At 50.3% G+C, this 25,107-nt stretch carries 25 protein-coding genes; 2 read left to right on the top strand and 23 right to left on the bottom strand.

Features of this window, described 5'->3' with window-relative positions; translation table 11 throughout:
* Window positions 1-6: 6 nt before the first annotated feature.
* The 9 genes from IKW96_RS02120 to ruvC all read right to left on the bottom strand — a co-directional run bounded on the left by IKW96_RS02120 (window position 7) and on the right by ruvC (window position 6,985).
* The gene (locus IKW96_RS02120; protein WP_296569764.1) at window positions 7-855 is read right to left on the bottom strand and encodes a hypothetical protein; all 849 of its coding nucleotides are present in this window, start codon (window positions 853-855) and stop codon (window positions 7-9) included.
* A gap of 10 nt (window positions 856-865) precedes the next feature.
* Window positions 866-1,063, bottom strand: a complete 198-nt coding sequence (locus tag IKW96_RS02115) for a DUF6440 family protein (protein ID WP_296569763.1) — start codon at window positions 1,061-1,063, stop codon at window positions 866-868.
* 106 nt (window positions 1,064-1,169) lie between these two features.
* Window positions 1,170-2,033 (bottom strand): class I SAM-dependent methyltransferase, encoded by an 864-nt coding sequence (locus IKW96_RS02110; protein WP_296569761.1) that lies wholly within the window; start codon window positions 2,031-2,033, stop codon window positions 1,170-1,172.
* Window positions 2,034-2,062: 29 nt separating this feature from the next.
* The gene (gene glmM / locus IKW96_RS02105) at window positions 2,063-3,421 is read right to left on the bottom strand and encodes a phosphoglucosamine mutase (protein WP_296569759.1); all 1,359 of its coding nucleotides are present in this window, start codon (window positions 3,419-3,421) and stop codon (window positions 2,063-2,065) included.
* A gap of 25 nt (window positions 3,422-3,446) precedes the next feature.
* The gene (locus IKW96_RS02100; RefSeq protein WP_296569756.1) at window positions 3,447-3,974 is read right to left on the bottom strand and encodes a hypothetical protein; all 528 of its coding nucleotides are present in this window, start codon (window positions 3,972-3,974) and stop codon (window positions 3,447-3,449) included.
* 31 nt (window positions 3,975-4,005) lie between these two features.
* A complete protein-coding gene (gene ruvB / locus IKW96_RS02095) occupies window positions 4,006-5,067 on the bottom strand; it encodes a Holliday junction branch migration DNA helicase RuvB (protein ID WP_296569754.1) in 1,062 nt (353 codons plus the stop codon).
* Between the two features lie 15 nt (window positions 5,068-5,082).
* Window positions 5,083-5,817 carry an enhanced serine sensitivity protein SseB C-terminal domain-containing protein gene (locus IKW96_RS02090; RefSeq protein ID WP_296569751.1) on the bottom strand — a complete coding sequence of 245 codons (735 nt, stop codon included), beginning with the start codon at window positions 5,815-5,817 and terminating at the stop codon, window positions 5,083-5,085.
* A 42-nt stretch (window positions 5,818-5,859) separates the two neighbouring features.
* On the bottom strand, window positions 5,860-6,480 hold the full coding sequence (gene ruvA, locus IKW96_RS02085; RefSeq protein WP_296569750.1) for a Holliday junction branch migration protein RuvA: 621 nt from the start codon (window positions 6,478-6,480) through the stop codon (window positions 5,860-5,862).
* A gap of 13 nt (window positions 6,481-6,493) precedes the next feature.
* Window positions 6,494-6,985 (bottom strand): crossover junction endodeoxyribonuclease RuvC, encoded by a 492-nt coding sequence (gene ruvC / locus IKW96_RS02080; RefSeq protein WP_296569748.1) that lies wholly within the window; start codon window positions 6,983-6,985, stop codon window positions 6,494-6,496.
* A 255-nt stretch (window positions 6,986-7,240) separates the two neighbouring features.
* Here ruvC and IKW96_RS02075 point away from each other — a divergent pair, with 255 nt between their 5' ends.
* Together IKW96_RS02075 and IKW96_RS02070 are read left to right on the top strand one after the other, a co-directional pair.
* Window positions 7,241-8,356: a bifunctional chorismate mutase/prephenate dehydratase gene (locus IKW96_RS02075; protein ID WP_296569745.1), complete on the top strand. Its 1,116-nt coding sequence runs from the start codon at window positions 7,241-7,243 to the stop codon at window positions 8,354-8,356.
* A gap of 18 nt (window positions 8,357-8,374) precedes the next feature.
* On the top strand, window positions 8,375-10,750 hold the full coding sequence (locus IKW96_RS02070; RefSeq protein ID WP_296569742.1) for a homocysteine S-methyltransferase family protein: 2,376 nt from the start codon (window positions 8,375-8,377) through the stop codon (window positions 10,748-10,750).
* A 102-nt stretch (window positions 10,751-10,852) separates the two neighbouring features.
* On the opposite strand, the gene IKW96_RS02065 is transcribed toward IKW96_RS02070, so the two are convergent.
* The 14 genes from IKW96_RS02065 to IKW96_RS02000 form a co-directional block, all read right to left on the bottom strand.
* Window positions 10,853-11,791, bottom strand: a complete 939-nt coding sequence (locus tag IKW96_RS02065) for a hypothetical protein (protein WP_296569739.1) — start codon at window positions 11,789-11,791, stop codon at window positions 10,853-10,855.
* A complete protein-coding gene (locus IKW96_RS02060; RefSeq protein WP_296569737.1) occupies window positions 11,788-12,876 on the bottom strand; it encodes a glycosyltransferase family 4 protein in 1,089 nt (362 codons plus the stop codon). The genes IKW96_RS02065 and IKW96_RS02060 overlap by 4 nt, the downstream gene beginning before the upstream one ends.
* Window positions 12,863-13,834: a glycosyltransferase family 2 protein gene (locus IKW96_RS02055; protein WP_296569734.1), complete on the bottom strand. Its 972-nt coding sequence runs from the start codon at window positions 13,832-13,834 to the stop codon at window positions 12,863-12,865. The genes IKW96_RS02060 and IKW96_RS02055 overlap by 14 nt, the downstream gene beginning before the upstream one ends.
* Before the next feature lie 52 nt (window positions 13,835-13,886).
* Window positions 13,887-15,617, bottom strand: coding sequence for a hypothetical protein (locus IKW96_RS02050; protein WP_296569730.1), 1,731 nt, complete (start codon window positions 15,615-15,617; stop codon window positions 13,887-13,889).
* Window positions 15,614-16,783: a glycosyltransferase gene (locus IKW96_RS02045; RefSeq protein WP_296569728.1), complete on the bottom strand. Its 1,170-nt coding sequence runs from the start codon at window positions 16,781-16,783 to the stop codon at window positions 15,614-15,616. The genes IKW96_RS02050 and IKW96_RS02045 overlap by 4 nt, the downstream gene beginning before the upstream one ends.
* Window positions 16,783-17,982, bottom strand: coding sequence for a glycosyltransferase family 4 protein (locus IKW96_RS02040; RefSeq protein ID WP_296569726.1), 1,200 nt, complete (start codon window positions 17,980-17,982; stop codon window positions 16,783-16,785). The genes IKW96_RS02045 and IKW96_RS02040 overlap by 1 nt, the downstream gene beginning before the upstream one ends.
* Window positions 17,983-17,994: 12 nt before the next feature.
* Window positions 17,995-19,080 (bottom strand): glycosyltransferase, encoded by a 1,086-nt coding sequence (locus tag IKW96_RS02035; RefSeq protein ID WP_296569725.1) that lies wholly within the window; start codon window positions 19,078-19,080, stop codon window positions 17,995-17,997.
* Window positions 19,080-19,532 carry a hypothetical protein gene (locus tag IKW96_RS02030; protein ID WP_296569723.1) on the bottom strand — a complete coding sequence of 151 codons (453 nt, stop codon included), beginning with the start codon at window positions 19,530-19,532 and terminating at the stop codon, window positions 19,080-19,082. Before IKW96_RS02030 ends, IKW96_RS02035 begins: the two co-directional genes overlap by 1 nt.
* A gap of 16 nt (window positions 19,533-19,548) precedes the next feature.
* Complete coding sequence (locus IKW96_RS02025; protein WP_296569721.1) at window positions 19,549-20,787, bottom strand: ABC transporter ATP-binding protein; 1,239 nt, start codon at window positions 20,785-20,787, stop codon at window positions 19,549-19,551.
* Window positions 20,787-21,566 (bottom strand): ABC transporter permease, encoded by a 780-nt coding sequence (locus IKW96_RS02020; protein WP_296569719.1) that lies wholly within the window; start codon window positions 21,564-21,566, stop codon window positions 20,787-20,789. Before IKW96_RS02020 ends, IKW96_RS02025 begins: the two co-directional genes overlap by 1 nt.
* A 218-nt stretch (window positions 21,567-21,784) precedes the next feature.
* A complete protein-coding gene (rlmH, locus tag IKW96_RS02015) occupies window positions 21,785-22,261 on the bottom strand; it encodes a 23S rRNA (pseudouridine(1915)-N(3))-methyltransferase RlmH (RefSeq protein WP_296569878.1) in 477 nt (158 codons plus the stop codon).
* Window positions 22,258-23,043, bottom strand: a complete 786-nt coding sequence (locus tag IKW96_RS02010) for an MBL fold metallo-hydrolase (RefSeq protein WP_296569716.1) — start codon at window positions 23,041-23,043, stop codon at window positions 22,258-22,260. Before IKW96_RS02010 ends, rlmH begins: the two co-directional genes overlap by 4 nt.
* 88 nt (window positions 23,044-23,131) lie before the next feature.
* Complete coding sequence (gene cysS / locus IKW96_RS02005; RefSeq protein WP_296569714.1) at window positions 23,132-24,550, bottom strand: cysteine--tRNA ligase; 1,419 nt, start codon at window positions 24,548-24,550, stop codon at window positions 23,132-23,134.
* A gap of 119 nt (window positions 24,551-24,669) precedes the next feature.
* Window positions 24,670-25,047 (bottom strand): hypothetical protein, encoded by a 378-nt coding sequence (locus tag IKW96_RS02000; protein WP_296569712.1) that lies wholly within the window; start codon window positions 25,045-25,047, stop codon window positions 24,670-24,672.
* Between the last annotated feature and the right edge of the window lie 60 nt (window positions 25,048-25,107).

The raw sequence follows: 25,107 nt of genomic DNA, 5'->3' as shown, positions 1-25,107 counted from the left end.
TGTTCTTCAACAAAAAGTTATAGTCGAGCATATCATGAGGGCTTCCTCTCTCGATCTTGCAGTGACCATGAGCGTATATTCTGTATTGCTGTCGGCAAATGCTCCCACCCAGAATTTGCAATCGCTGTCCTTGCTTTTTTTGCCAAGCGAGTTTATCGGAGGATAGCCATGAGCGTATACATCGTGTCCGTCGTGGTCTCCGTAGAACACCTCGGGGAAGGTCAGAAAGCAAAGTCCCTTTGCCAGTGCGGCGGTATCGAAAGCCTTGGCGTTTTCATCGGTGCGGTCAGCGCTTGTGAAAGAAAGCACAGCCTTATAAAATGAGGTGCGTGTGCCGTCGTAATCTATCCCAAGCTCCTTGAAAGCTTTTACTACATTTTCCTCGCTTACCTCGGGAAAATAGTCATCTTCATCTTCAGCTTCTGCCTCATAATGTTCGTTCCAGTCGTTGCCATTCATTATGGTAACAGCCACGGATCTATCCTCATTCTGGAACTTGCCCATTATAAGCTTGCTTTTTGAAGTCGTCTTGTCCTCAACATCGGGCGGAACGAGGAATTTTATCCTTCCGTCACTCATTTCCTTCCAATCGTCAGGTATTTCATAATTCTGGAGCTTCTGGGCTGTAAGGTCCACGCGCTCCATAGCAGTTTCTTTCATCTCTGATATCTGCTTCTCAAGCTCCTCGGCAGTGGTCGTATACTCTGCAAGTATATCTTCGATACTTTTTGTTGTTATCTCTGCCGTGACATTTGGAGCAGCCTCGTCAGAGAAAGTCTTTTTCCCGTCCTTGCCGCAGGAAACTGCGGTAAGCAGCATTGCTGCCGCCATAAGTACTGTAAGTGTTTTTTTCATTCCTTATCCTTTATTTCTTCAATGCTTTTATCTCGTCAGGGGACGAGATCACAGGCTTGCCGTCCTTGTCAAGAAGCGGAGTCAGACCGCCCGAATAACCTGCTGCATGGTAAACATAGTTAACACCTGTGACTACATCTACCCATATTTCAGAAACAACAAGCTTTCCCTGTGAATATATCTTTACAAATCTTTCCTCTTTTCCCATTTTTGTTCTCCCATATCATAAAAATTTGATTTTCGGGCGGATATTAGCTGCCCCTGCAAGCGGCACAGCCGCTTCCTGATGGCTAAGGGCTAAGGGCTAAAAAACTTCAACGCTGCCAGATAGCGGTTGAACCGCATGGCAGGGTCATTCCCGTTGACTTTACGGGGAGCCCTATCTCGTCGAAACTCACACTTCCGCCATATTTCTCAGTGAGGACAGTTCCGAGGATATATCCCATTACCGAGGGCGAAAGTCCCGTAGTATAGCTGTTTATAAGGAAGAACAGCGGCTCGTCGGAAAGCACTCCCGAGCAGAGCTTCACAAGGTCGTAAACGCAGTTTTCCAGTTTCCAGACCTCGCCTCCCGGACCTCTTCCGTAGCTTGGAGGGTCCATAACTATGGCGTCGTACTTCCGTCCGCGGCGTATCTCGCGGGCTATGAACTTCTCGCAGTCGTCCACTATCCAGCGTATGGGCTTGTCGGTAAGTCCCGAAGCCGCCGCGTTGTCTCTCGCCCACTGCACCATGCCCTTTGAAGCGTCGACATGACACACAGAAGCACCTGCCGCCGCACAGGCAAGAGTTGCTCCGCCCGTATAGGCAAACAGGTTCAGTACGTTTATTTCCCTGCCCGAACTGCGTATCTTATCCGCCATATAATCCCAGTTGACCGCCTGCTCGGGGAAAAGCCCCGTGTGCTTGAAGCCTGTGGGACGGATATTGAAGGTAAGGTCGCCGTAGCTTATGTTCCATGACTCGGGAAGTCTTTTGCGGAACTCCCATTTTCCGCCGCCCTGATTGGAACGGTGATAGTGACCGTCCGCATTTTTCCACAGGGGGTCGCTGCGCTCAGTCTTCCATATTATCTGCGGATCGGGGCGCACAAGGCTGATATTCCCCCATTTTTCAAGCTTTTCACCGTCAGACGTATCTATTATCCTGTAATCCTTCCAGTTATCTGCTGTTCTCAAAATAAATGCTCCTTATATTCTATCGGCGCTCATTCGCCTGCCGAACATTTTTCCTTTATATGCTGCGCTATCTCAACAGCCATATCGTTTATCCTGCCGAAGTCGCTGCCCTCAGCCATTATGCGTACTATAGGCTCTTTTCCGCTTTCACGGACCATTATCCTGCCGTCCTCGCCGAGCTCCTTTTCAAAGCTCTCGATGAGCTCCGTGACGCTCTTTTCGTTTTTCCAGAGCTCCTTGAAGTGGGGCGATATCTTGACATTCAGCTTGACCTGCGGATAAGCGGGTATATCCTCCGAAAGCTGACTAAGTTTCAGTCCGCTTCGCTTCATGATACTCATGAGCCTTGCTCCTGCAAGCTGTCCGTCGCCTGTTCCGCTGTCGCCGAGGAAGATGATATGACCGTTCGGCTCGCCGCCCAGCTTGTAGCCGCCCTCCAGCATACGCTCCAGCACATATCGCGCTCCTGCGCCCGAGCTGACCAGCTTTATGCCGTTTGCAGCGGCGTACTTGCGCAGTCCGAGACTGCTCATCGCGGTAATGACTGCCGTATCCTTGTCAAGAAGCCCCTGCTCCTTCATGCTACGCGCAAAAATGGCGAGCTGCCGGTCGCCGTCGAGCAGAGCGCCTTTTTCGTCAACTGCTATGCAGCGGTCAGCGTCGCCGTCAAAGGCAAGTCCGCAGTCACAGCGGTTTTTCACGACGAACTCCATGAGGTGCTGTATATGGGTACTTCCGCAGTCCCTGTTTATGTTGGTGCCGTCGGGCTTGTCAAACATTACATATGTCTTTGCGCCGAGAGCGTTGAATATCTTTCTTGCCGTGAACGCCGCGCACCCGTTGGCGCAGTCTACAGCTATCCTGAAGCCGCTGAGGTCTGTATCCGCGGCATTTTTTACGTGTTCTATGTACTCGGCGGCAGCCGTTTTCTCGGAATGTATCATGCGCCCCATATTCTCATTGGAACAGGGCTTCATTTCCTGAGGAGCGTACAGCACGAGGCGCTCTATCTCGTCCTCGGCCTCCTCCATGACCTTGTGGCCTTTGCCGCAGAATATCTTTAATCCGTTGAATTCGGCACTGTTATGGCTTCCCGATATCATAATGCCGCCGTCGGCTTCATGAGCGCCTATAAGGTGAGCTACCGCAGGTGTGGGAACTATTCCGAGGAGCTCCGCGTCTGCACCGACTGAGCATATACCTGCGCATACCGCAGCTTCAAGCGCATCCGAGGAACGTCTTGTATCCTTGCCCACAAGTATCCTGGTCTTTCCGCCCTTTTTCGCAAGCACAGACGCAGCAGCTCTTCCCGTCTGCATTGCCAGCTCGCAGGTGAGGTCGGTCACCGCAATGCCTCTCGGACCGTCAGTACCGAACAATTTTGCCATTGACTTGTCGTCTCCCTTTTATTTCTCAACTGATTTTATATATCGCGATTATGCAGCGTTTTTTTGCCAATTCCTCAACGCTGCGGCATATCTCTGTTGTACACACATTGTTGTAGCGGTTATAGACCTTGATAACGCCTGCCTCCCTCACACAGAAAACGGTATGTATCATTGAAAGGAAAGGGCGTCTTGTCCAGAAGGTCATAATAAACGCATTTGCATCCTCCGCGCTGCTCACGCGGTCATACCCTGCCCCGAAATGTTCAAGCGCTTTCCCGAGCCTGAACGCATTGCAGCCGAAAAATCCCATGAGTATGCGGAAACGCTCCATATAAAAGGCGACGTCCTTCAGCGGCTGAGGCTTGCCGAGATAAACAAGCGCGTTGTGTACCGCTATGACCTCGCAGCCATTGAAGCTCATGGGACAAATGCCGTACCTCAGTGAAGAAACACGGCCTTTAGCCTGGCCGTTTATCATCTTGCCGAACTCAGGCTGCTCCGCTCGCTCGCTGTTATGTCTGAGATTGTATCTCCTTGAACCTTTTATCAGCATTTTCTACCTCTCTCCCTTTCGGGGAGCATCGTCAGAAGCTCATCTGTCCGTCATCAGGGGGCGCTGTCTGCTGCTCGGGAGGAGTTATCCCGAGGTGCTCGTAGGCGAGTCTCGTAGCCACTCTTCCGCGCGGAGTCCTTCCCAGGAAGCCCAGCTGCATAAGGAATGGCTCACATATATCCTCGAGGGTAACGCTCTCCTCGTTTATAGCGGAGGCGAGGGTCTCAAGTCCCACAGGTCCGCCGCCGTAGCCCTTGATTATCATTTCAAGCATACGCCTGTCAAGTCCGTCGAGACCGAGGTTGTCGATGTCAAGGCGGCTGAGGGCGATGGAGGCTATCTCCTGCGTTATCTGACCGTTGCCCATAACGTCGGCAAAGTCGCGGACTCTTTTAAGCAGACGGTTTGCTATACGCGGCGTACCGCGCGCCCTGCCGGCTATCTCCGCAGCTCCGTCGGAGGTGCAGGGGATACCCAGTATCATAGAGCTTCTTCTCACGATGTCCGTGAGCTGTTCTTTTGTGTAGAGCTCAAGGCGCTGTATAACGCCGAAGCGGTCACGGAGAGGTGCGGAAAGCTGTCCTGCTCTCGTAGTTGCGCCTATGAGCGTAAAAGGCTTGAGGTCCATGCGTATGGAACGGGCAGAGGGCCCCTTGCCGATGATAATATCTATTACTCTGTCCTCAAGCGCAGGGTAGAGTATCTCCTCCACCGCACGGGACAGTCTGTGTATCTCGTCAATGAAAAGCACATCGTTGTCGGAAAGGCTCGTGAGAAGCGATACCAGGTCGCCCGGCTTTTCAATGGCAGGACCCGTTGTAACGCGGAGGTTCACTCCAAGCTCATGAGCTATAATTGATGAAAGGGTAGTCTTTCCGAGACCCGGAGGTCCGTACAGGAGTACATGGTCGAGAGGCTCGCTTCTGCGCTTTGCCGCCTCGATGTATATGGCGAGGTTTTCCTTCACCTTTTCCTGTCCGATATACTCGTGGAGGGTCTGCGGTCTGAGACTTATCTCGACATCGCTGTCCTCCGTGGTATTCTCGGGAGTTATTATCCTCGGAGCGAACTCCATATCCTCTGTTTGTATCAAATAAACACCTCTGTATTATTTCTCGAAAAATCTCTTCTTGCGGACATAGAAGGGCTCTACGGTCTCCGCTGCCTTCTTGCCCATATCCTGTTCATAGCTTATGAAGCACAGGTGCTCGTTGGCCTTTACTGTCTTTGAAAGATACTTTGACAGCGGCACAAAGAGCTTTCGCGTACTTCCCATCATATCGAGGACAAGGAGTATCTGCGGCTTTTCGCAGCCCTTTATCATCTCCATGATGAATGCGCGGTCAACATTGGGCTGCTTCGACAGGAACTTGCTGGCAGCTCTTGTGATATGGCTCACGGAGTGCTCAACGGGGCGATAGCTTATGATATCGGCTTCGTTGTAGGAGATAGCCTTTATCTTGAGATTACGGGCTATCATGAGAATGCTCTTTATCTCCTGCGACGAGAACTCCTTGCCGTAGGAATTGGGGTTGAGAACTGCCGAGACCGACTGTATAAGGTCGAAAAGACGCAGGCAGTTTATTTTATAGCAGTCAACATATCTTTTGGCGAACTGCTGGAGAGCACGGTAGCTTGTAAAAAACGGTATGAATACCTCGCCGTCGGGGTTCTGGGTGGTTATCAGTTCGAGCTGTACGCCGCCCTCAGAGCGGTCGCGCTCCTGCTTGACAGGGTTCTTGCATATTACATATACGTCGCTCTTTATAAGCGTCTGTAAGAACAATGAACGCTGTGAGGGGTCTTTTATTGCCGCTTTCAGCAATTCGTCAAGATTCATCATAACAGTAACCTTCCTTGCTTCAATATTTTGAAAAATAACTTTTCAGCGCATATTTTTTGCAGCCATTAGTCTGAGTGTTTCCTTTATGAGCTCCTGTGTACTGAGGGACGGGTCGAGCTTGCCCAGTATAGGAGCCGCTTCTCCCTGGGAATATCCGAGGACCATGAGGGCTTCGAGGGCTTCCGATACCGACGAGGACGCTTCCGCAGGTATGCTCGCAAGAGCCGCAGCGTCGCTGCTTATGCTTCCGCTTATGGACTCCGACGATATCTTGTCCTTGAGCTCGAGAACAAGTCTCTGAGCAGTCTTTGCACCTATTCCCTTTGTCTTTGTGAACGCCTTGCTGTCTCCCGAAGCCACGAGAAGAGCGAACTTCTCGGGCGTCACGTCGGAAAGTATAGCCGTAGCCGCCTTCGGTCCCACGCCCGATACGGATATGAGCAGCTTGAAGCAGCTCAGCTCCTGCAGGGTGGCGAAGCCGAAGAGCTCCACAACGTCCTCCCTTACGTAGAGGTATGTATAGAGCTTCGCCTCGCTGCCGATATCGCCCAGCTGAGCGACGGTATTGTATGAAGTGCGGCAGCCGTAGCCGACTCCGCCGCATTCGATGACTGCGAAACCGAGCTCCTTGACTGTAAGCGTTCCTTTTACACTGTATATCATTTTTACGTTTCCTTTATCTGAAATCAAATCTTGTGCTGTGCCCGTGACAAATGGCTATGGCAAGGGCGTCGGCAGCGTCGTCGGGCTTAGGTATCTGAGCGAGTCCGAGTATCTGCCTCGTCATTTCCATTACCTGCTTTTTTTCAGCCTTTCCGTAGCCTACAACCGACTGCTTCACCTGCAGGGGAGTATACTCCGAAACGGGGATATTCCGCTTTGCAGCCGAAAGCACGGTTATTCCGCGCGCCTGGGCAACATCTATGGCGGTTTTCTGGTTCGTTGTGAAGTAAAGCCGCTCTATTGCCATACATTCGGGCGAGAATTTATCGAATATGTACTCTATATCCTCATGTATAGCCCTCAAACGCTCCGGAAATGGCGTTCCTGCCTCTGTCAGCACAGCTCCGTACTCTATGGGCGTGAACCTGATGCCGTCGTAATCGAGAACTCCGAATCCGACTATGGCATAACCCGGATCAATGCCCAGTATTCTGACTTTTTTCAATGTTTTATACCTGTTTTTGATTTTGTTCTTCATGTGAATATAGTTTCTCACTATATACTGTATTATTATAACATAAAACAAGTAGCCTTTGCAATATATTTACTTCTTTTTTATTGATTTCTACAAAAAAAAATGATATAATATGTGAGGTATATCAATGAGCCTTAGCCATTAGCCTTTATCCGTCAGCTTTCAGCCTTTGAGAGCTGACAGATAAGGGCTGACAGCTGACGGCTAATATCGGAGGTATTTTTTATGGATCTTAAACAGCTTCGCGACGGGATAGATGAGATAGACAGCGAGATACTCTCTCTTTTTATGAAGCGCATGGAGCTTTGCAGGGGCGTTGCAGACTACAAGAAGGAGCACAATATGCCCGTTTTTCAGGGAGGACGCGAACAGGAGATCATCGACCGGATCAAAAAGCTGACTGCCAACGAAAATCTCGAAAACGGCACTACCGCCCTTTTCACCAATATCATGGACATAAGCAAGATACTGCAGAACCGCACCATACTTACGGATTCCCACGATTACAGCTACACCTCTCCCGATTTTGAGGGAGCGGAAAAAATAGGCTGTCAGGGCACTTCGGGAGCCAATTCCGAGGCTGCTGCGGAAAAGGTGTTCGGCAAGCGCGATTTCACCTTCTATCCTTCATTTGAGGACGTTTTCAGGGCTGTACAGGCAGGAGAGGTGGACTACGGCGTACTTCCCGTTCAGAACTCAACCGCAGGCTCTGTGGACAGCACCTACGACCTTATGGCAAAATATCCTTTCTACATCGTGAAAATGGTAACTTTGGAGATAGATCACTGTCTTGCAGCAAAAAAAGGCACTAAAATAGAGGACATAACCTGCGTTTATTCCCACAGGCAGGCGCTTTCCCAGTGCGAGGTGTTCCTCAGCAGGACAAGGCTCAAAAAGCACGAGTACAGCAACACCGCAACAGCAGCTGAAAAGGTGCTCAGAAGCGATGAGCCTATCGCTGCGATATGTTCCACATCATGTGCGGAAAAACTTGGACTTGAGATACTGGCAAGGGATATCGCGGACTGCACCATAAACCGCACCCAGTTCATAATCATTTCCAAGGACTTGCAGGTGGCTGAGGAGTCGGACGCAGTTTCCGTAATGCTCACTATCCCCCACAAAGAAGGTAGTCTTTACCGTCTACTCACCAAATTCTTCGTGAACGGAATGAACCTCCTCAGGATAGAGAACCGTCCTATCCGCGACGGCAGCTTCGACGTAATGTTCTTCCTCGATTTCAGCGGAAAGCTCTCCGAACCAAGTGTTAAGGCTGTTCTGCGCGATTTGGAGGAAAATCTCAGCAATTTCAGATGTATCGGCACATTCAAGTCCGAATAAGGGCTAAAGGAGATAAATATGTCCCAAGAATTCTATTCTCTGCTTGAAAACAACAGTTTCGTATTTCTGGACGGAGGCATGGGAACTATGCTGCAGGCTCACGGCATAAAGACCGAGCACGTCCCCGAACTGCTGAATATCACCGACCCTGAGGCGATAATGAATATCCACCGCCTGTACGTTGAAAGCGGCGCTGATATCATCTACGCCAACACCTTCGGCGCAAACCGCTTCAAGCTGGCAAACAGCGGACATTCCGTTGAGGAAGTCGTCACCGCAGGAGTTGCCAACGCAAAAAAAGCAGCCGCAAGCAGGGCTCTTGTAGCCCTCGATCTAGGCCCTATTGGACAGCTCCTCGAGCCTGCGGGAACTCTCAAATTCGAGACCGCATATGACATTTATCAGGAGCTCGTTCTCGCAGGAAAAGATGCAGACGTAATAGTTATAGAGACAATGACAGACCTTTATGAGGTAAAAGCCGCTGTTCTCGCCGCAAAGGAGAACTCGGACAAGCCAGTTCTCGTCACCATGACCTTTGAGGAGAATATGCGTACATTTACAGGCGTTTCTCCCGAATGTATGGTGGCTGTTCTTGAAGGCCTCGGAGCTGACGCTATCGGCGTCAACTGCTCCCTCGGCCCCGAAGAGCTCTTCCCTGTTCTCGACAGGATATGCTCCCTTACAACTCTGCCCGTTATCGCAAAGCCCAACGCAGGACTTCCCGACCCTGTGACCAATGAATACAATGTAGGTCCGCAGGACTTCGCAGAAAGCGCGGTGAAACTCGCAAATGCAGGAGTTACCGTATTCGGCGGCTGCTGCGGAACTACTCCCGAGCACATTTCCGCTATGACAGAGGCTCTTTCGGGCATGGAAAGGCAGACAAGGAAGATAGTCCGTGCAAGCATAGCCTGTTCCGCAGTCAACTGCGTGACCATAAATCAGCCCCGTGTCATCGGCGAACGTATCAATCCTACGGGAAAGAAACGCTTCAAGGAAGCTCTTCTCGCCCATGACGTGGACTATATCCTCGGTCAGGCTGTCGAGCAGATACACGCAGGCGCGGAGATACTCGACGTAAATGTGGGACTGCCGGGCATAGACGAAAAGGAAATGATGGTCACGGCAGTAAAGGCTATACAGAGCGTCTGCGATACGCCTTTGCAGCTTGATTCAACTATACCTGCCGTGCTTGAGGCAGGCCTGAGAGTTTACAACGGCAAGCCTATCGTAAACTCGGTAAACGGCGAGGACGAGTCCTTAGAGGCTATACTTCCACTCGTCAAGAAATACGGTGCTTCCGTGGTGGGACTTGCTCTCGACAAGGGCGGTATCCCTAAGACTGCCGACGGACGTTTCGCTATCGCGGAGAAGATACTCCGCAGAGCTATGGATTATGGCATACCCAAAGAGGACGTTTTCATCGACTGCCTTACCCTTACGGCTTCTGCCGAACAGGACGGCGTTATGGAAACTCTTAACGCTCTCCACATGGTAAAAACGGAGCTTGGCCTCAATACCGTTCTCGGCGTATCGAATATCTCCTTCGGTCTGCCGAACAGGGAGCTCATCACAAGGACGTTCCTTACAATGGCGCTCCACAGTGGTCTGACCCTGCCTATCATAAACCCCAATATCGAGGGTATCATCGGAGCTGTACGCGCTTACAGGCTCCTTGCGGGAATAGACCGCAATTCTGCGGATTTCATAAGCATATACGCACAGGACGACAATGCGCCGAAGGCTCCCGCCCCTGCACAGGACAAGGGAGCTCCCGATATAATGTACTCGGTGGAGAACGGTCTGAAAAATCAGGCTGTGAAAGCCGCCGAGGAGCTCATGTACACTGTCGACCCTATGGAGATAATCAACAGCTACCTTATCCCTGCTCTCGACAATGCAGGAGCAAAGTTCGAGAAGGGAAAGATATTCCTGCCGCAGCTCATACTCACCGCAGAAGCCGCGCAGGCTTGCTTCGAGGTCATAAAGACTAAGCTTTTCGCCGCAAACAGCGAAAGCGTTTCAAAGGGCAAGGTCGTCCTTGCCACAGTCCACGGAGATATACACGATATCGGCAAGAACATCGTCAAGGTGCTCCTTGACAGCTACGGATTTACGGTCATCGACCTCGGCAAGGACGTTCCTCCCGAGACCATTGTCGATGCCGCCATAGAAAACAAGGTCAGCCTTGTGGGACTTTCCGCACTTATGACGACCACTCTCGGCGCTATGGCCGAGACTATAAAACAGCTCAACGAGAAGTACCCCGAATGCAGGACCGTCGTGGGAGGAGCTGTCCTCACAGCTTCATACGCGGAGCAGATACACGCGGACTTCTATGCAAAGGACGCAAAGCAGACAGTTGATATCGCTTCACAGGTCTACGGCGCATGAGCGCATTCCTGAGCTTAAAAGAAAAGCAGCCCACGGGCTGCTTTTTCTTCGTTATAGAGTTGTTTCTTCAAGTCAGGAACGTCGGTGACGCCGTCCCATGCACTATTTGCTGTTTACTGATCTCTGTCTGCCTGCAAACACTCTGCCCACAATAAATGCCGCAACATCGGCAAGTATGGAGGCTATACGCATTACGAGCACAAACAGCACTATCCTGTCGGGGAAGCTGCCGTCGCATACGAATATCATTACTCCCTCGCGTATACCGATACCGCCCGGAGCTCCCGGAGTCACAAAGCCGATTATCCACGCGAACATGAAAGCCCCCGTAAGCATGGCAAGGTCTTTTGCCCCTGCGTTCGGGACTATCAGCGTCAGGCAGGCGAAGTACATCGCCGCCGATACCGCGTTCTGAAACAGGTAGTAGAAGACTCCCCTGAGAAGCATGGGGCGCTTTTCCCGTTCAAAGGCTTTTGCGTAGCGCGAGATGTATTTTCCGAACCTCTCGTAGAACCTCAGTCTGCACAGTACCGCAGCCGCTGTTATAACAGCTGCGCCGATGACCGCCGCTATGAGAAGTCCCCTGCCGTACCGCCGAAGGAGCTCGGCTATCCTGCCGCCGAGGAGCAGCGCCGATATCACGGCAGTCCACATCACACAGAAGAATATGTCCAGGACTGTCGCGCAGGCTACGTCCACATGGCTTATCTCCATTTCCGCTGCAAGCTGGTTCCGCCCCACGTACTGGAAAACGTTTCCGGGGATATATTTGTACAGATTGGACTGAGTATACACGGGCATTGCCGCAGAAAACGGTATGCTCCTGCCCGACAGCACCCTTGTGAACACCAACCACGGATAACAGGAGAATATTATTATCAATGTCTGAAACACAAAGCATATCCCCAGTGAAACTATGGCTCTGCCGTTCCTGAGGTCGGAAAGCTTTATATCCATGCCCATGAGTTTTTTTATTACGAATATTACAGCGGCGATCATTATGATATTGCCGATAATGTTTATTACTTTTTTAGGCTTCATCTCTTATCTTTCCCAAGAAGTTTCTCAAAAAGGCTCACATATTTTCCGCATACCGAGCTCCATGAGTAGTTTTTTCGTGTATATTCGCTGTAGACCGCAGCCTTTCTGCGATAGCCGCCGCGGTCTGAGCAGAGGTCCTTTATGCGATCTGCATACTGCTTCGCATTGCCGCTTTCCATTATCCAGCCGTTCTTTCCGTCTATGACCGCGTCGCGTATGCCCTCTATGCCCGAAGCAAACACCGCAAGTCCGGCAAGGCTCGCCTCCACAGCAACGAGTCCGAAGCCCTCCATGTCTCCGTCCACATGGATATTCGGCATGATGAATGCGTCCGCGTGCGTATAGACCGCGTTCAGCTCAGGAGCGCCGATCCTTCCGAGCATTTTCACCTTGTCGCCGAGGCAGTGATTCTTTATGCTCTCCGCAATTTTTTCACGCTCTTCGCCGTCGCCGATGATGAGGTACTTCACCTTTTCGTCCCTGAGCAGCGGCATTACATTGCTTACGAACCATTCCGCGCCCTTGCGCTTTACAAGTCTGCCGACTGTAACGATAACGGTATCGTCCTTTTCAATGCCGTTCCTGCGGCATATCTCCTCATAGTCAGCACATTCGCCGCTGAACTGCTCAGTATCCACTCCGCAGCTTATAACGCAGGAACGCTTTCCTCCGCGCTTTCTGAAAGCCTTTTCCGTCTCGCTGCTGATAGCGATATATGTGTCGAATTTATTGTAAAAAAGCTTCAGATAGAGCTGATAGAGCTTGTTCCTGAAGGTTATGTCAAGTCCGAAAACGTTTACGACCACTTTTTTACGCGGATAGAGCAGCTTTGTGAAAAAGCCTATGCCGCTCAGAAGTGCGTCACCGATAAAAATTATGTCGTATTTCCGCGCATTTATCAGAGTCTTTACCAAAGCATAGGGCAGGAACCATATCAGGTTCTTCTGCGGCTTTCCGAGGGAGATAATATCCTTTTCCACCATGTCAGGGTCAAAGCCGCTGTAGAGGTTATAGCTGAAATTCTCCATTCCTCCCACAGCAGGCGGATACTTCCTTGTGACGTAAAGGAGCTTAATCTTCTTCATGCTTTTTTTCCTCATCGCTCTTGCCGCACTCCATTTTTCTCACCCTGTACTGCACGTCCTCGAGGAGCTTTCTGTTTGCGGAGATAGTGTCCCCGAGAAGTCCGATGGTAATGGTCTGAAAGCCCATCATTATCAGTATCGCCGTAAGTATCAGGGACTGGATATGGCCGCTGCCGTCGCCCATTGCCATGAGTATCAGGAACCTTATACCGAGAACAGCGCCGAAAAGAAGCAGTACAAAGCCGATAGTCATGAAGAATTTAAGCGGCTTGTACATTACGAAAGAACGGGTTATCACCGTGGAGGAACGCTTCATATAGCGCCACATACTTGAAAACAGCCTCGATGGTCTTGTTTCGGGGTTAGTCCTTATGGGGACCGATGTCATGGCGGTCTTGCTGTTGCCTGCCTGAATGATAGTTTCAAGAGTATAGGTGTACTCGTTCACAACATTGAGCCTGAGGGCTGCGTCCCTTGAATATGCGCGGAAACCGCTGGGAGCGTCGGGGATATCTGTTCCCGAAGCCACACGCACCACCCAGCTTCCCAAATGCTGGAACTTTTTCTTTTTCCACGAAAAATGCTCTGTCTTGTCGATAGGGCGCTCGCCGATGACTATATCCGCCTTTTCATCGAGTATGGGACGGACTATCTTCTCAATATCTGCGCCGCAGTACTGATTGTCCGCGTCGGTATTGACGATTATATCAGCTCCCAGGTGCAGACAGGCGTCGATACCTGCCATAAAGCCCTTTGCAAGTCCCTTGTTCCGCTTGAAGGAGACAATGTGATGGAATCCGAGCTCCTTTGCGCGCTGAACGGTCCTGTCCTTGCTTCCGTCGTTTATTATGAGGTACTCTATTGTGTCGATACCGTCTATATGTCTGGGGAGGTCGTTATACGCAAGCTCCAGCGTTTCCTCCTCGTTATAGCATGGTATCTGTATGATAAGCTTCATATTATTCTTCCTTTCCTTTATGAAACAGGAGCAAAACCTATCGTTATTCCGCTCATTTTATCAGATAAACATCAAGTCTGTCGGAGCTGTCTACTATCTGACAGTCCCTGAGCATTCCCTCATCGGAACGCTTTGCGAACAGGTATGCTTCTTCGCCTATATCCTCAGCAGAATCGGCAAGCTCAACACGTATATCCTTCATCTCGTACTGCAGGAATGAGATGAAATTGCCTGCATCCGACATGATATATATCTTCCTGTCAGGGAGCTCCCTTACTCTGTCACAGAGAGCCCTGTCGCTCTTATATTCCGTCTGGAATGCGGTTATAACGTTTCTCGCACCCGGAACATTTATGCAGAAAAGCACTGCACAAGCTGCCGAACAGAGATATATGCCCAGCTTTTTCCACCTGAAAAGGCATGATATTACCACAAGTGCAAAGAACCACGACACTGCGTAATTGAAGTATGCGTGGAAGTTTATCCCGTTATTCTCGAAAAGCTTGCACAGCGGCGGAGCGCTCACCTTATTGAAGGTCGGGTCGCTGAGTATGGTCATCATGTAGTTGGCTCTGCTCACGCATACCCTCAGTATGACAGGTATGAGCATTGCCGCGATGATGTCGCTCTTTTCCGCCTCAAACAGAAAGCATATGCCCGTCATTATGAGTATTCCCGCCAGAACGTCGAAATACCGCGTATAAATGATGTGGTCTATGCGCTGGAAGCCCAGCATGAATACGCTGCTTATGAGGTAAGTTGAAACAAAGGCGCAGAAAATGAACAGGAACATGAGATATCTGCTGTCAGCTGCCTCAGACAGCTTCTTTCCGTCCTTTACGGCTTTTCTTGCATTGCAGAGTCCGACTGCTCCCCTTCTTGCCATAATGACGATAGCGAACAGTACAAGGCAGAATGATCCTGCCGTAACTGCGAAGAGCTGTCCGCCCATTACTCCGATGAGCTTTCTGAACTCCTCTCCCGAGGTAAGGGCAGCCTTCAGCTTGCCAAGCACGCTGCCGGCGTTGTTCCCGTCAGCACCGCCGCTCCATAAAGCCTTTACAAGGTGCGCTTTTATGAGCCTGTCTGCGATAAATCCTGCCGCAAGGGCTGCTGCGAAGATCCCCGAGCGCTTCAGGCTCACTTTTTTGCAGACAACGGCGATCGCCATGACAAACACCACGGAGGCAACTATGCCGACAGTCCTGTTGTGTACCATGTACATATATGCGCTGAACAGTCCGAGTAACGCAAAGTCAGGAGCCGAAGGCTTATCAAGCACCCTCACCATGAACAGCACCACTATGGTGACAGCCATGAGAAGAGCTGTCTCAGACCACGCAATGCTGGTATTGAACTGATAGGAGGTGTAAAGTATACCTGCCGCAGCCGCCGCGCTTGCAGGAAGCACCTCAAGCTTCGGGAACAGCCGCCTTATTATGTAAACGAACATGAAATAGCAGGCAGTGACCATTGCCACATTCAGCACCAGCGCTGCGCGGTAAAGCGTTACCGTGTCCGAAAATATCTTTATCAGAGGCGCAAGCAGCAGACTGTAGCCGTAGGAATACCATGCAACTGTCCCGGATACGCCGCTCCAGTCCAGACCTGCGAACTCCGCCGCGTGCATCCAGTAGCCCATTTCGTCGTTGAAAACGAAGGGATTATAGCATTCCTTTATCATGCCGCAGTTGAAAAAGACCACAACTGCCGCAATTATAAGCGTAACTATGTACTGCGGCTCAAAGTGCGGCAGTCTGCGCTTATTCTTCTTCTCGCTCATATACTGTCGATCACCTCTCTGAAGCCTTTCATTATAACATCCCAGCGATAGTTCCGGTCCACATATTCCTTTGCATTCCTGCACATTATACCGTACTCCCTGTCATGGGAGAAGATGTAGTCGAGTATGCCCTCCAGCTCGAAATAGCTTGTGTAGTAAAGTCCGCCGTTGCTTTTGATACAGTGTCCTTTCAGCACCTCGCATACGCCGTTGACTATTACGGGCACGGAAAGAGTCATGGCTTCGAGAACTGATATGGAAAGGCTCTCAAAATTCGACGGCAGCCACAGGCATTTCGCACCTGCGATACCGCTGAATTTGTCCTCCTCGCTGACAAATCCGAGACTGATTATATCCTTGTCCTTCGGGATATCACAGACCTGCTTTCCCATGAGAACGAGCTTTAAGCCGCTCTCGGGGCGGCGCTCCTTGTATTCAAGGAAGTATCTGAACATCATGGGGCAGTTCTTGCCCTCGTCGATACGTCCCACATAGATGACATAGTCTCCGTCAATGCCGAACTTTTCCCTGAAAGCCGCAGCGTCGGGCTTGCAGTCCAGTTCGACTCCGGTACCCATTACGCGGCAGGGAATGCTTTCACAGTGAAAAAGTCCCTGTACAAGAGCTTTTTCCTCGTCCGTAAGGAAGATATATGCTCTCGGTAGAGTGAAAAGCTTCTCAAACGTTTTGAAGTGGATATAGGGCTCTTCGTGGGCTGTGGGTATGAATACCGCCTTTTCAGCCACCTCGGGGAGCCCTGTCACCGTAAGGTAATAAAGATAGGTAACGAAAATAAAAACGTCGTATCTGTCCTTGTTCTGACGGATATAGTCTACAGCCGCAGGGGAATAGGGTCCCTGTTTCTCAAACCATGTCCTTTCCGCCTCGGTACTGTACTTTCCCGAGCGCAGATACTTCCCGTTATACTCGTTGAAGTCCTTTGCACGCGGCTTTGCAACAGGAAAACGGAGCACTCTTACTCCGTTTATCATTTCCTCGTCATTTTTGTAATGATCCGCCCATGTTGTATATTCAAGAGCCTTTGTGGTTATGACGTCCACCTCAAAGCTGTCCGTGAGCCTTTCCGCGATGAGCCGCGTATAGTACTCCGAGCCGCCGTTGACCTCAAGTCCGTATCTCTGATTGACAAGAGCTATCCTTTTCATTATTCCTTATCTCCGCTTACTTCTCTGAAAAACTTCATATATTTATCAACGATAACGTCCCATGCGAAATTGCTGCGGACATAATTCCTGCCATTCTCGCCCATCTGAGCTGCTTTTTCCCTGTTGCTGAGGAACCAGTCCGTACAGCCCTCAAACTCAAAATAGTCGCCGAAATACAGACCGCCGTTCGACGTTGAGGCGAAATTCCTCGTTACCGCGCAGCCGCTGTGTACAAGAACAGGTCTGCCGCAGAGCCAGCTTTCCATGATAACAAGTGAAAAGCTCTCATTCCTCGAGGGCTGGCAGAGGAACTCCGCTGCCGCCTGCGCGTTGTACTTGTCCTGCAGGTCGATGAAGCCCAGGTCGATTATCCTCTTCTGCTTCACAAGCTCCGCAGGGAGCTCTATATTGCCGCCGCCTATGAGTATGAGCTTCAGGTCGCTGTCACGGCGCTTTACGTACTCCGAGAAGTACTTCACAAGGGTGTGGACGTTCTTGCCCTCGTCCTTGCGTCCGGCGTATATTATAAACGGGCTGTCTATGCCGAATTTGCTGCGGAAATCCGCCGCATTGCTCGTTAGCTCGGTGTATACTCCCTCGCCGAGGCAGCCCTGCTTGACGCGGCTCATGTCGAAAACGCGGTTGGCAAGCTCGTACTCGGGCTGAGCGTGATAGATTATGCCGCCGATATTCTCGAAAACGGGCCTGAATATGTCCATATACACGTAAGGCTCGTCGTGAAAGCAGGGTATGAGCACCGATTTTTCGGGGCAGACCTGCAACCCGTGAAAAGTCGTTCCGAACATATAGGGTATGAACACAAAAAGGCTGTACTCGTCCTTATGCTTCCTGATATACTCGCAGAGGTCCGGGCTGTTCACCATTTCCTCAACGTATATGCGCTGCTCGTCGGCAGAGACGGGCAGATTTTTCATAAGCTTTGCATTTACTGCGTCAAAAGCCTGCGTATTGCGCTTTCTCACCCTGAAGCGCCTTATTGTGAAGCCGTGAACTTTATCCTCGCCCTCGCTGAAATAATTCTCGTTCCAGTCTGCTGAGAACTCCTTAACGCAGGTGCTGAGCATTTCTATCTCTATCCCTGCCTCGTGAAGATGAGTGGTAAGTCCGCGGAGCTCCATTTCGGCTCCGCCCGGTATCTTTTCGCTGTACCAGGGAATAACAAATCCTATCTTTTTCATTTCTTGAATCCTTTATACGCTGTCTTTTCTGCCCTCTATGAAGCCTTTCAGTTCCTTTGCAAACACATCTCTTACGCGCTCGTAGGAGAAGTCCTCAAGGCGTCTGCGCTGTCCTTCTATTATGCTCTCCCGGAGCTTTTCGTCCGTGAGGACTCTGTTTATGACCTCTGCCGCAAATACAGGGTCGTTATTGTCGAGAAGAACTCCGCTTCCGCCGAGAGTGTCGGATATAGCGCTGGTGTCATATGCGATTATGGGGATATCGAAGAACATCGCCTCCACTAAGGGAACGCAGAAGCCCTCATGCTCGCTCATGCACACGAATGCGTCCGCAACATGATAATAAGCCAGTATCTCGCTGAATTTTATGTGTCCCGGGAATATAACGTCATCGCCTATGCCGAGAGCCCTTGCGTACTTCATCAGGCGCTCCTGATAGTTCTCCATGCCCCTTGCAGAGCCCACAAGTATGAGCCTTGACTCGGGATTGAGCTTTTTGTAGCAGTAAAAGGCTTTTATGACGTTTTCCTGCTTTTTATTGGGAGCTATACGTCCCACAAAGACCAGATTCTTCTTCCCGTCGCTGAACTTCTTTACAGTCGCCTCGTCGGGAGCCTGCCTGTAGTCCTCAAACTTTATGAGAATGGGGCGCACGTCTATAGGGCAGGTGTAGCCCCTTTTCACAAGCTCGCCCTTGTTGAAGGCCGAGTCCGCCATAACATAGTCCACCTTGTCGCGCAGGAAGTCAACTCCCTTGTAGCCCAGCTCTGTCAGCTGTGTGGCAGGTATACTGTATGAGCGGAAGAACTCAGGGGGCGTGATATTGTGATACACCATTATTATGCGGCACTTGAACCTGTCCAGTTTGAATGTCAGGTCAGTACCCGTAGACTTGTGATATATGAGTATGTCGTCCTTTTTAAGGTCGCGGAGCTTGTCCGCTTTTTTTGCTATGCCGTCGGGGAGCCTTTTGTCGATATTCTCTGTGTATATCTCCGTATTGTAGCCCATTTCCTTTATAGCACCTTTGAGCGCTATTGTATCGTTTCCGATAGCGTCGCCGAATGAAAGGGTCGGCAGGAGCTGTACTACGCGCATTACGACTGCTCCTTTGCAATAATGCTGCGGAGCTCTGCGTTTTCGTGCTCCAGCCTGTCAAGCCGCTTCAGGAGCTCCTTGTTGACTATCTCAAGAGTATCCACTCTGTTGCACATATCCTTTGATTTATCCTCTGATATAGCCTTCAAAACTATGGCGGTATTGGCGTTCAGGTCGTTCTGCTCCATAACTATGGGGTCTACATAGAACCTCATTATCTTGCGTATAGCCTTCTTGAAGAACACCTTCACGGGATTTCCCGTGAACTCCTGATAGGGCTGCACATAGTAATGTGAGGTAACATAGTCGAGAGCCTCCGCAGGCGAGCCGCCCTGAGCTGTCTTCTTGTAGGGGATATCGTCAAAGCTCAGCATATCCGCAGTCAGCCCCTTTTCCTTTATCTCTCTTTTTATGTCAGCCATTATCTGCTCTATATTAATGCTATTGTCCATCTTTTTGTCCTTTCAGTTACTTTTTCTCTTTCTTTTCGATGTTGTCATCAAGCAGGAAGCTGTGTTTTATCCTTGCAACTCCCACATCGCCTACACTGGAGAGTATCTCTATCTTATATATGTGCCGGCAGTAGTCAACAGGGATACCGTCGCCGCATTCTATGGTGAAATCCAGAGTATACACATCAGGCAGCAGCGGCACGTTTTCAAGAACTATCTCCGTTGTGCCGTCCTTTGCGATGTCGTATACATCAAAGCGGTCTATCCTCGTGTTGGTCCCGTAGCACGATATGCCCTTGCTGTTGAACACGCCGAGACCGAATACCGCGTCCTCCACCTTTTCCCTGACGCTGTAGCCTATCCTGAAGACGATAGTCTCTCCCGTGCGGAAGACCGTCTGCTCCCCGCCATCGGAATTGAACGATGAAACGCTTTCGATACGGGCGTTGCCGTTGCCGTGGCGCTCGGTCTCGCAGGCACCTGTGGAATTGCCCGTATTCATGCTCTTCTGCATCTCGCGGCTCATGAAGTCGAGGTATTCAAGGTCAACCTCCTTTGGGTCTCCCTCTGCGCGGATAAGACCGTCGTATATCCATATGGAGCGGTCGCATATCTGCTCTATCTGTCCGAGTGAGTGCGAAACGATAACTATAGTCGTTCCCTGCGCCTTTATCTCCTTGAGCTTTGCAAAGCATTTCGCCTGGAAGTTGGCGTCGCCTACTGCGAGTATCTCGTCGATAAGAAGTATATCCGCGTCCACGTTTATGGCTACTGAGAAAGCAAGACGCATATACATTCCCGAGGAATAGGTGCGGACAGGATTGTCAATGAACTGCTCCAGTTCCGAGAAGTCGATGATATCCTGTAATCTTGCGTCTATTTCCTTTTTTGTAAGTCCGAATATGGAGGCGTTGGTATAGATATTCTCCCTGCCGCTCATATCGGGGTGAAAGCCTGCTCCCAGCTCTATAAGGCTGGAAACTCTGCCGTTCATGGTTATTTTTCCCGAATCGGGATACATTATCCTCGTCAGGAGCTTCAGAGTCGTGCTCTTTCCGCAGCCGTTACGTCCGATAAGACCGATAGCCTCGCCCTTTTTCACAGTAAAGCTGATGCCTCTGAGCACCTTTCGCTCCTCATATTTGTTCCTTTTGAAGAAAAGAAGCCTTTCTTTCAGCTGTGAACCCTTGTCAAGGTAGACCTTGAAGCTCTTGGTCACGTCCCTGACCTCTATTGCAATTTCATTTTCCGCCATCAGAGTTCCTCCGCAAAATGCTTCTGTAGCCTGTTGAATACCAGTGTGCCGAAAATAAGGAAGAATACTCCCAGACCTGCCGCAAGGAGAAGCGATGAAAGGTCGGGAACCTGCTTATCGTACAGCACTGTTCTGTAACAGTCGATTATATGTGTCATTGGGTTAAGATTGAAAAGTGGAAGGTATTTATCGGGGACGATATCCTTCGAGTACACCACAGGAGTGAGATACATCCACGCCATAGCCACGATACTCAGGATATGCTCAAGGTCTCTGAAATAAACGGTTATTGCCGAAGTGAGCAGAGACATGCCAAGGGCGAAGATGTATTCCACTATCATTATAACGGGCAGGGTCAGCAGCGCAAGGAAGTTCATGCCTGCGCCCGTCACGAATATGACCGCGAATATGACTATGAAGCACAGCAGCATATTCACAAAGCAGCTTGTCACATAGGATATGGGTATTACCATTCTCGGGAAGTATATCTTCTTTATGAGGTCCTTCTGCGCCACTATGGAAGCAGCTCCTATCGTAATGGACGAGGAGAAGAATATCCACGGTATCAGTGCAACGAACAGGTAAAGGTAATACTTGTTCACATTATTGTTAGGAAGAATATGATTAAAAACTATAGTGTAGACTATCAGTTGAAAAAGAGGATTGATGAAGGTCCACATGAAGCCCAGTACCGAACCCTTGTAGCGTCCGCGCAGGTCCTTTTTCACAAGGCTGAATATCATTTGTCTGTATGCGTACAGTTCTTTTATCGTACTCATTTAACGCTCCTTGAAACGCGCAGGAACGGTCTTTGCCGTCAACAGCGCATAAAATTCCATAGTATCTTTTAATTATATCACAAGCGTATTATACTGTCAAGTTTTATAAAGAACTAAGAGCTAAGTCACATTTATGGGACGTCGAGGACGCCGTCCCCTACAGAAAAACATTCACAAATAAAAAGGACAGCTATGTGTAATACGCATAGCTGTCCTTTTTATTTGTGGTATTTTCCGCCCTCCGCTATCTGGAATGCGCGGTATATCTGCTCAAGCAGCATTACTCTCGCGAGCTGGTGCGGAAAGGTCATTTTCGACATTGACAGCTTCAGTGCTCCCATAGCCTTTATTTCGGGGTCGAGCCCAAAGGAACTGCCGATAATGAAGGTCACCGTGCTCTGTCCGCTTACTCCTGCCGACATTATCTTCTCCGAGAGCTCGGGACTTGTGAGGTGTTTCCCCTCGATACACATGGGAACTATCATGCCCCTTGCGTACTTCTTTATCTGCTCGGCCTCCTTTTTCAGCGCAGAAGCTATCTCCTTTTCCGATGGAGCGTCGCTGAGCCTGCACTCGTCCAGCTCATGCAGCTCGAACGTACAGTATCTGCCGAGCCTTTTTATATATTCGGCGCAGGCGCTGCGGAGGTACTCCTCTTTAAGCCTGCCTATGACTATGAGATTGATATTCATCAGAAGATCACCGCTCCTCCTTTTGTCTCAACGGGAGCAACTCCCATAAGGTAGTCCTTTCCCCGTGTGAAGCGTTCAAGTCCGCGCTGCACAGTCTCGTCCGCTATCCTCGGGTGGTTGTTGTCCTGACTTAAATGCCCGAGAAGTATATGGGTAGTTCCGCCCTCAATGAGCCTGCCTGCCTGGACCGCGCAGTCGTCGTTTGAAAGATGTCCGTTCCCCGAGAGTATACGCTCCTTGAGGTACAGCGGATAGGGTCCCGTCCGCAGCATATAGTCGTCGTAATTAGCCTCTATGAGTACCATGCGGCAGCCCCTGAGAGCTTCTTCCACCTCGGGAGTAACGTGTCCGAGGTCTGTGCACACAGCGCAGTACTTATCGTCAGAGGTATGTATCCTGTAGCCGCAGCTCTGTATGGCGTCATGGGGCGTATTGAAGCAGCTCAGCTCGCTTCCGCCGCAGCTTATGGTCTTTCCCGTTATGTCGATGACATGGGAGCTCACCGCTATCTTATTGCTGTCGCAGAGCTTCTGCAGGGTACGCTTCTGCCCGTAAACGGGGATACCCGTCTTTTTCGTGAGCATGGCAAGTCCTGCAACGTGGTCGGAGTGCTCATGGGTGATGAACACGCCCTGCACCGCATCAAGCGGTATGTTATTGACTTCAAGGGCGTCGGAAAGCCGCTTGAAGCTCACTCCGCAGTCTATGAGTATGCCGCCCTTTTCAGTGCCGATAAAGGTAGAATTGCCCTTGCTGGAGCTGAAAAGGGGATAAAGTCGTGCCATTGGATATTCTCCGTTCTTTTTAGTGAATAGTTATTAGTACATAGTGCAGGGGCGCGAATCACGCCCCTGCAAGCTAATGGCTAACGGCTCAAAGCTTATTTATCTCCGTACCCTGTCTTGTCTCCTTGACCTCATAGCCGAGAGCGGCTATCTTGTCGCGAAGCTCGTCTGCAAGTGCGAAATTCTTGTCCTTGCGTGCAGCCTTGCGCTGCTCAACAAGCTCCATTACCTCGGCAGGGATATCGGCGGAAGCATTTCCTGCATTTTCGGAAAGCTCCTTGGCGTTTGCGATAAGGTCAAGTCCCATGACCTTGTCAAATTCGCTTATGAGAGCCAGCTTTGTTGCTGCATTTGCCTTTGATTTCAGAACGTCATAGATAACGGTTATACCCATAGCGGTATTTATGTCATTGCCGAGAGCGTCGTTGAAATCACCCATAAGGCGGTCATATTCAGCCTTGTCGATGTCGCCGCCGCTTTCCTTCGTAAGGGGAGCTATCTTCTCTATGAGCTTATTGTAGGCAGCTACCGCATTGTCGAGGTTTTCCCATGAGAACACAAGGGACTTCCTGTAATGTGACTGCAAGCAGAAGAAACGGTATACAACAGGCTTGTAGCCCTTTTCTTCAAGGAGCGAAACCGTCAGGAACTCGCCCTTGCTCTTGCTCATTTTACCGCTGTTGGTATTGAGGTGGAGCACATGGAACCAGTAGTTGCACCACTTATGGCCAAGGTAAGCCTCGGACTGAGCTATTTCGTTGGTATGGTGAGGGAAAGCGTTGTCGATACCGCCGCAGTGGATATCAAGGTACTCGCCGTTGTTCTTCATGCTTATGCATGAGCACTCGATGTGCCAGCCGGGGTATCCGACACCCCAGGGGCTGTCCCATTTGAGCTCCTGATCGTCAAACTTGGACTTTGTGAACCATAGCACGAAATCAGCCTTATTGCGCTTGTTTTCGTCAGCCTCAACGCCTTCGCGGACGCCGACTGCAAGGTCCTCCTCGTTGAAATCGTTGAAAACGTAGTATTTTTCAAGCTTTGATGTGTCGAAGTAGATATTTCCGCCTGCCTCGTAAGCGTAGCCCTTTTCCATAAGCACACTGATAACGCGGATAAACTCGTCGATATAGGTAGTTGCGGGAACGACCACATCAGGAGTCTTGATATTGAGCTTCCTGCAGTCGTCAAAGAAAGCGTCGGTATAGAACCTGGCTATCTCCATAACGGTCTTGTGCTCACGCTTTGCGCCCTTGAGCATTTTATCGTCGCCTGTGTCGCCGTCGCTGGTGAGGTGACCAACGTCGGTGATATTCATAACGCGGTTCACATCGTAGCCTGTGAAACGCAGGTACTTTTCAAGAACGTCCTCCATGATGTAGCTTCTGAGGTTGCCTATGTGAGCGTAATGGTACACCGTAGGTCCGCAGGTGTACATATTTACCTTTCCCTCAACATGGGGCACGAAATCCTCTTTTTTATGGGATAATGAATTGTATAACTGCATATTTATTCCTCCAAAATCTATTCTGTAGGGGCGCCATTTTGGCGTCCGCAGATTTATTTCGTATTTATCGGGCGGATAATATCCGCACCTACTGCTAAAGGCTAATGGCTAACGGCTGTTCAGAACTCCCATATCTCGGGCGGCGGATTTTTTATCTTGAGCTTTGAGAAGTACCCGAACATCACAAGGAACTCAGGGAGAATGCTAAGTCCGTCGCGGTAGTAAGCTCCCATGCGCTCTTTCTCATCGGCAATGCCCTTGTAGCTCCGCGGACATGAGAACGTCCAGTCGGCAGTAAGGCTGTCGAAGCTGAGCCTGAAAAAGCCCGAGGGACTTTCCTCTCCGAAGCTTTCAAGGAGAGCGATATGGTCGCCTGCGTCATCAGCCGCCCCCACATAAGCCATAGTTCCGTCGAGGCTCACAGCCGCAAGGAATTTCCCGTCGTTCTTAACGGCCTCATTAACTGCCTCGTCCGAGGGATACTTTATTATATTCATATCTGTCCTCCTTTTCAATTGGTGACATAAACAAAAAGCCCCCGAGGCATTACCCTCGGA

The sequence above is a fragment of the Ruminococcus sp. genome (genome assembly GCF_017549005.1).
In the GTDB taxonomy this organism is placed as follows: Bacteria; Bacillota; Clostridia; order Oscillospirales; family Ruminococcaceae; genus Ruminococcus.
The sequence above is the reverse complement of the archived record's forward strand: the minus strand, read 5'-3'. Positions and strand labels throughout refer to the sequence as shown.

What these genes read in the sequence shown, in the direction of transcription:
- IKW96_RS02045 (WP_296569728.1), bottom strand. Translation starts at nt 16,783, where the DNA reads ATGAAAAGGATAGCTCTTGTCAATCAGAGATACGGACTTGAGGTCAAC.
- IKW96_RS02010 (WP_296569716.1), bottom strand. Translation starts at nt 23,043, where the DNA reads ATGGCACGACTTTATCCCCTTTTCAGCTCCAGCAAGGGCAATTCTACC.
- cysS (WP_296569714.1), bottom strand. Translation starts at nt 24,550, where the DNA reads ATGCAGTTATACAATTCATTATCCCATAAAAAAGAGGATTTCGTGCCC.
- IKW96_RS02035 (WP_296569725.1), bottom strand. Translation starts at nt 19,080, where the DNA reads ATGCGCGTAGTACAGCTCCTGCCGACCCTTTCATTCGGCGACGCTATC.
- IKW96_RS02000 (WP_296569712.1), bottom strand. Translation starts at nt 25,047, where the DNA reads ATGAATATAATAAAGTATCCCTCGGACGAGGCAGTTAATGAGGCCGTT.
- IKW96_RS02030 (WP_296569723.1), bottom strand. Translation starts at nt 19,532, where the DNA reads ATGGACAATAGCATTAATATAGAGCAGATAATGGCTGACATAAAAAGA.
- IKW96_RS02065 (WP_296569739.1), bottom strand. Translation starts at nt 11,791, where the DNA reads ATGAAGCCTAAAAAAGTAATAAACATTATCGGCAATATCATAATGATC.
- ruvA (WP_296569750.1), bottom strand. Translation starts at nt 6,480, where the DNA reads ATGATATACAGTGTAAAAGGAACGCTTACAGTCAAGGAGCTCGGTTTC.
- IKW96_RS02120 (WP_296569764.1), bottom strand. Translation starts at nt 855, where the DNA reads ATGAAAAAAACACTTACAGTACTTATGGCGGCAGCAATGCTGCTTACC.
- IKW96_RS02090 (WP_296569751.1), bottom strand. Translation starts at nt 5,817, where the DNA reads ATGATGAATCTTGACGAATTGCTGAAAGCGGCAATAAAAGACCCCTCA.
- IKW96_RS02020 (WP_296569719.1), bottom strand. Translation starts at nt 21,566, where the DNA reads ATGAGTACGATAAAAGAACTGTACGCATACAGACAAATGATATTCAGC.
- IKW96_RS02055 (WP_296569734.1), bottom strand. Translation starts at nt 13,834, where the DNA reads ATGAAGCTTATCATACAGATACCATGCTATAACGAGGAGGAAACGCTG.
- IKW96_RS02070 (WP_296569742.1), top strand. Translation starts at nt 8,375, where the DNA reads ATGTCCCAAGAATTCTATTCTCTGCTTGAAAACAACAGTTTCGTATTT.
- glmM (WP_296569759.1), bottom strand. Translation starts at nt 3,421, where the DNA reads ATGGCAAAATTGTTCGGTACTGACGGTCCGAGAGGCATTGCGGTGACC.
- IKW96_RS02040 (WP_296569726.1), bottom strand. Translation starts at nt 17,982, where the DNA reads ATGAAAAAGATAGGATTTGTTATTCCCTGGTACAGCGAAAAGATACCG.
- IKW96_RS02075 (WP_296569745.1), top strand. Translation starts at nt 7,241, where the DNA reads ATGGATCTTAAACAGCTTCGCGACGGGATAGATGAGATAGACAGCGAG.
- IKW96_RS02025 (WP_296569721.1), bottom strand. Translation starts at nt 20,787, where the DNA reads ATGGCGGAAAATGAAATTGCAATAGAGGTCAGGGACGTGACCAAGAGC.
- IKW96_RS02060 (WP_296569737.1), bottom strand. Translation starts at nt 12,876, where the DNA reads ATGAAGAAGATTAAGCTCCTTTACGTCACAAGGAAGTATCCGCCTGCT.
- IKW96_RS02115 (WP_296569763.1), bottom strand. Translation starts at nt 1,063, where the DNA reads ATGGGAAAAGAGGAAAGATTTGTAAAGATATATTCACAGGGAAAGCTT.
- IKW96_RS02050 (WP_296569730.1), bottom strand. Translation starts at nt 15,617, where the DNA reads ATGAGCGAGAAGAAGAATAAGCGCAGACTGCCGCACTTTGAGCCGCAG.
- IKW96_RS02100 (WP_296569756.1), bottom strand. Translation starts at nt 3,974, where the DNA reads ATGCTGATAAAAGGTTCAAGGAGATACAATCTCAGACATAACAGCGAG.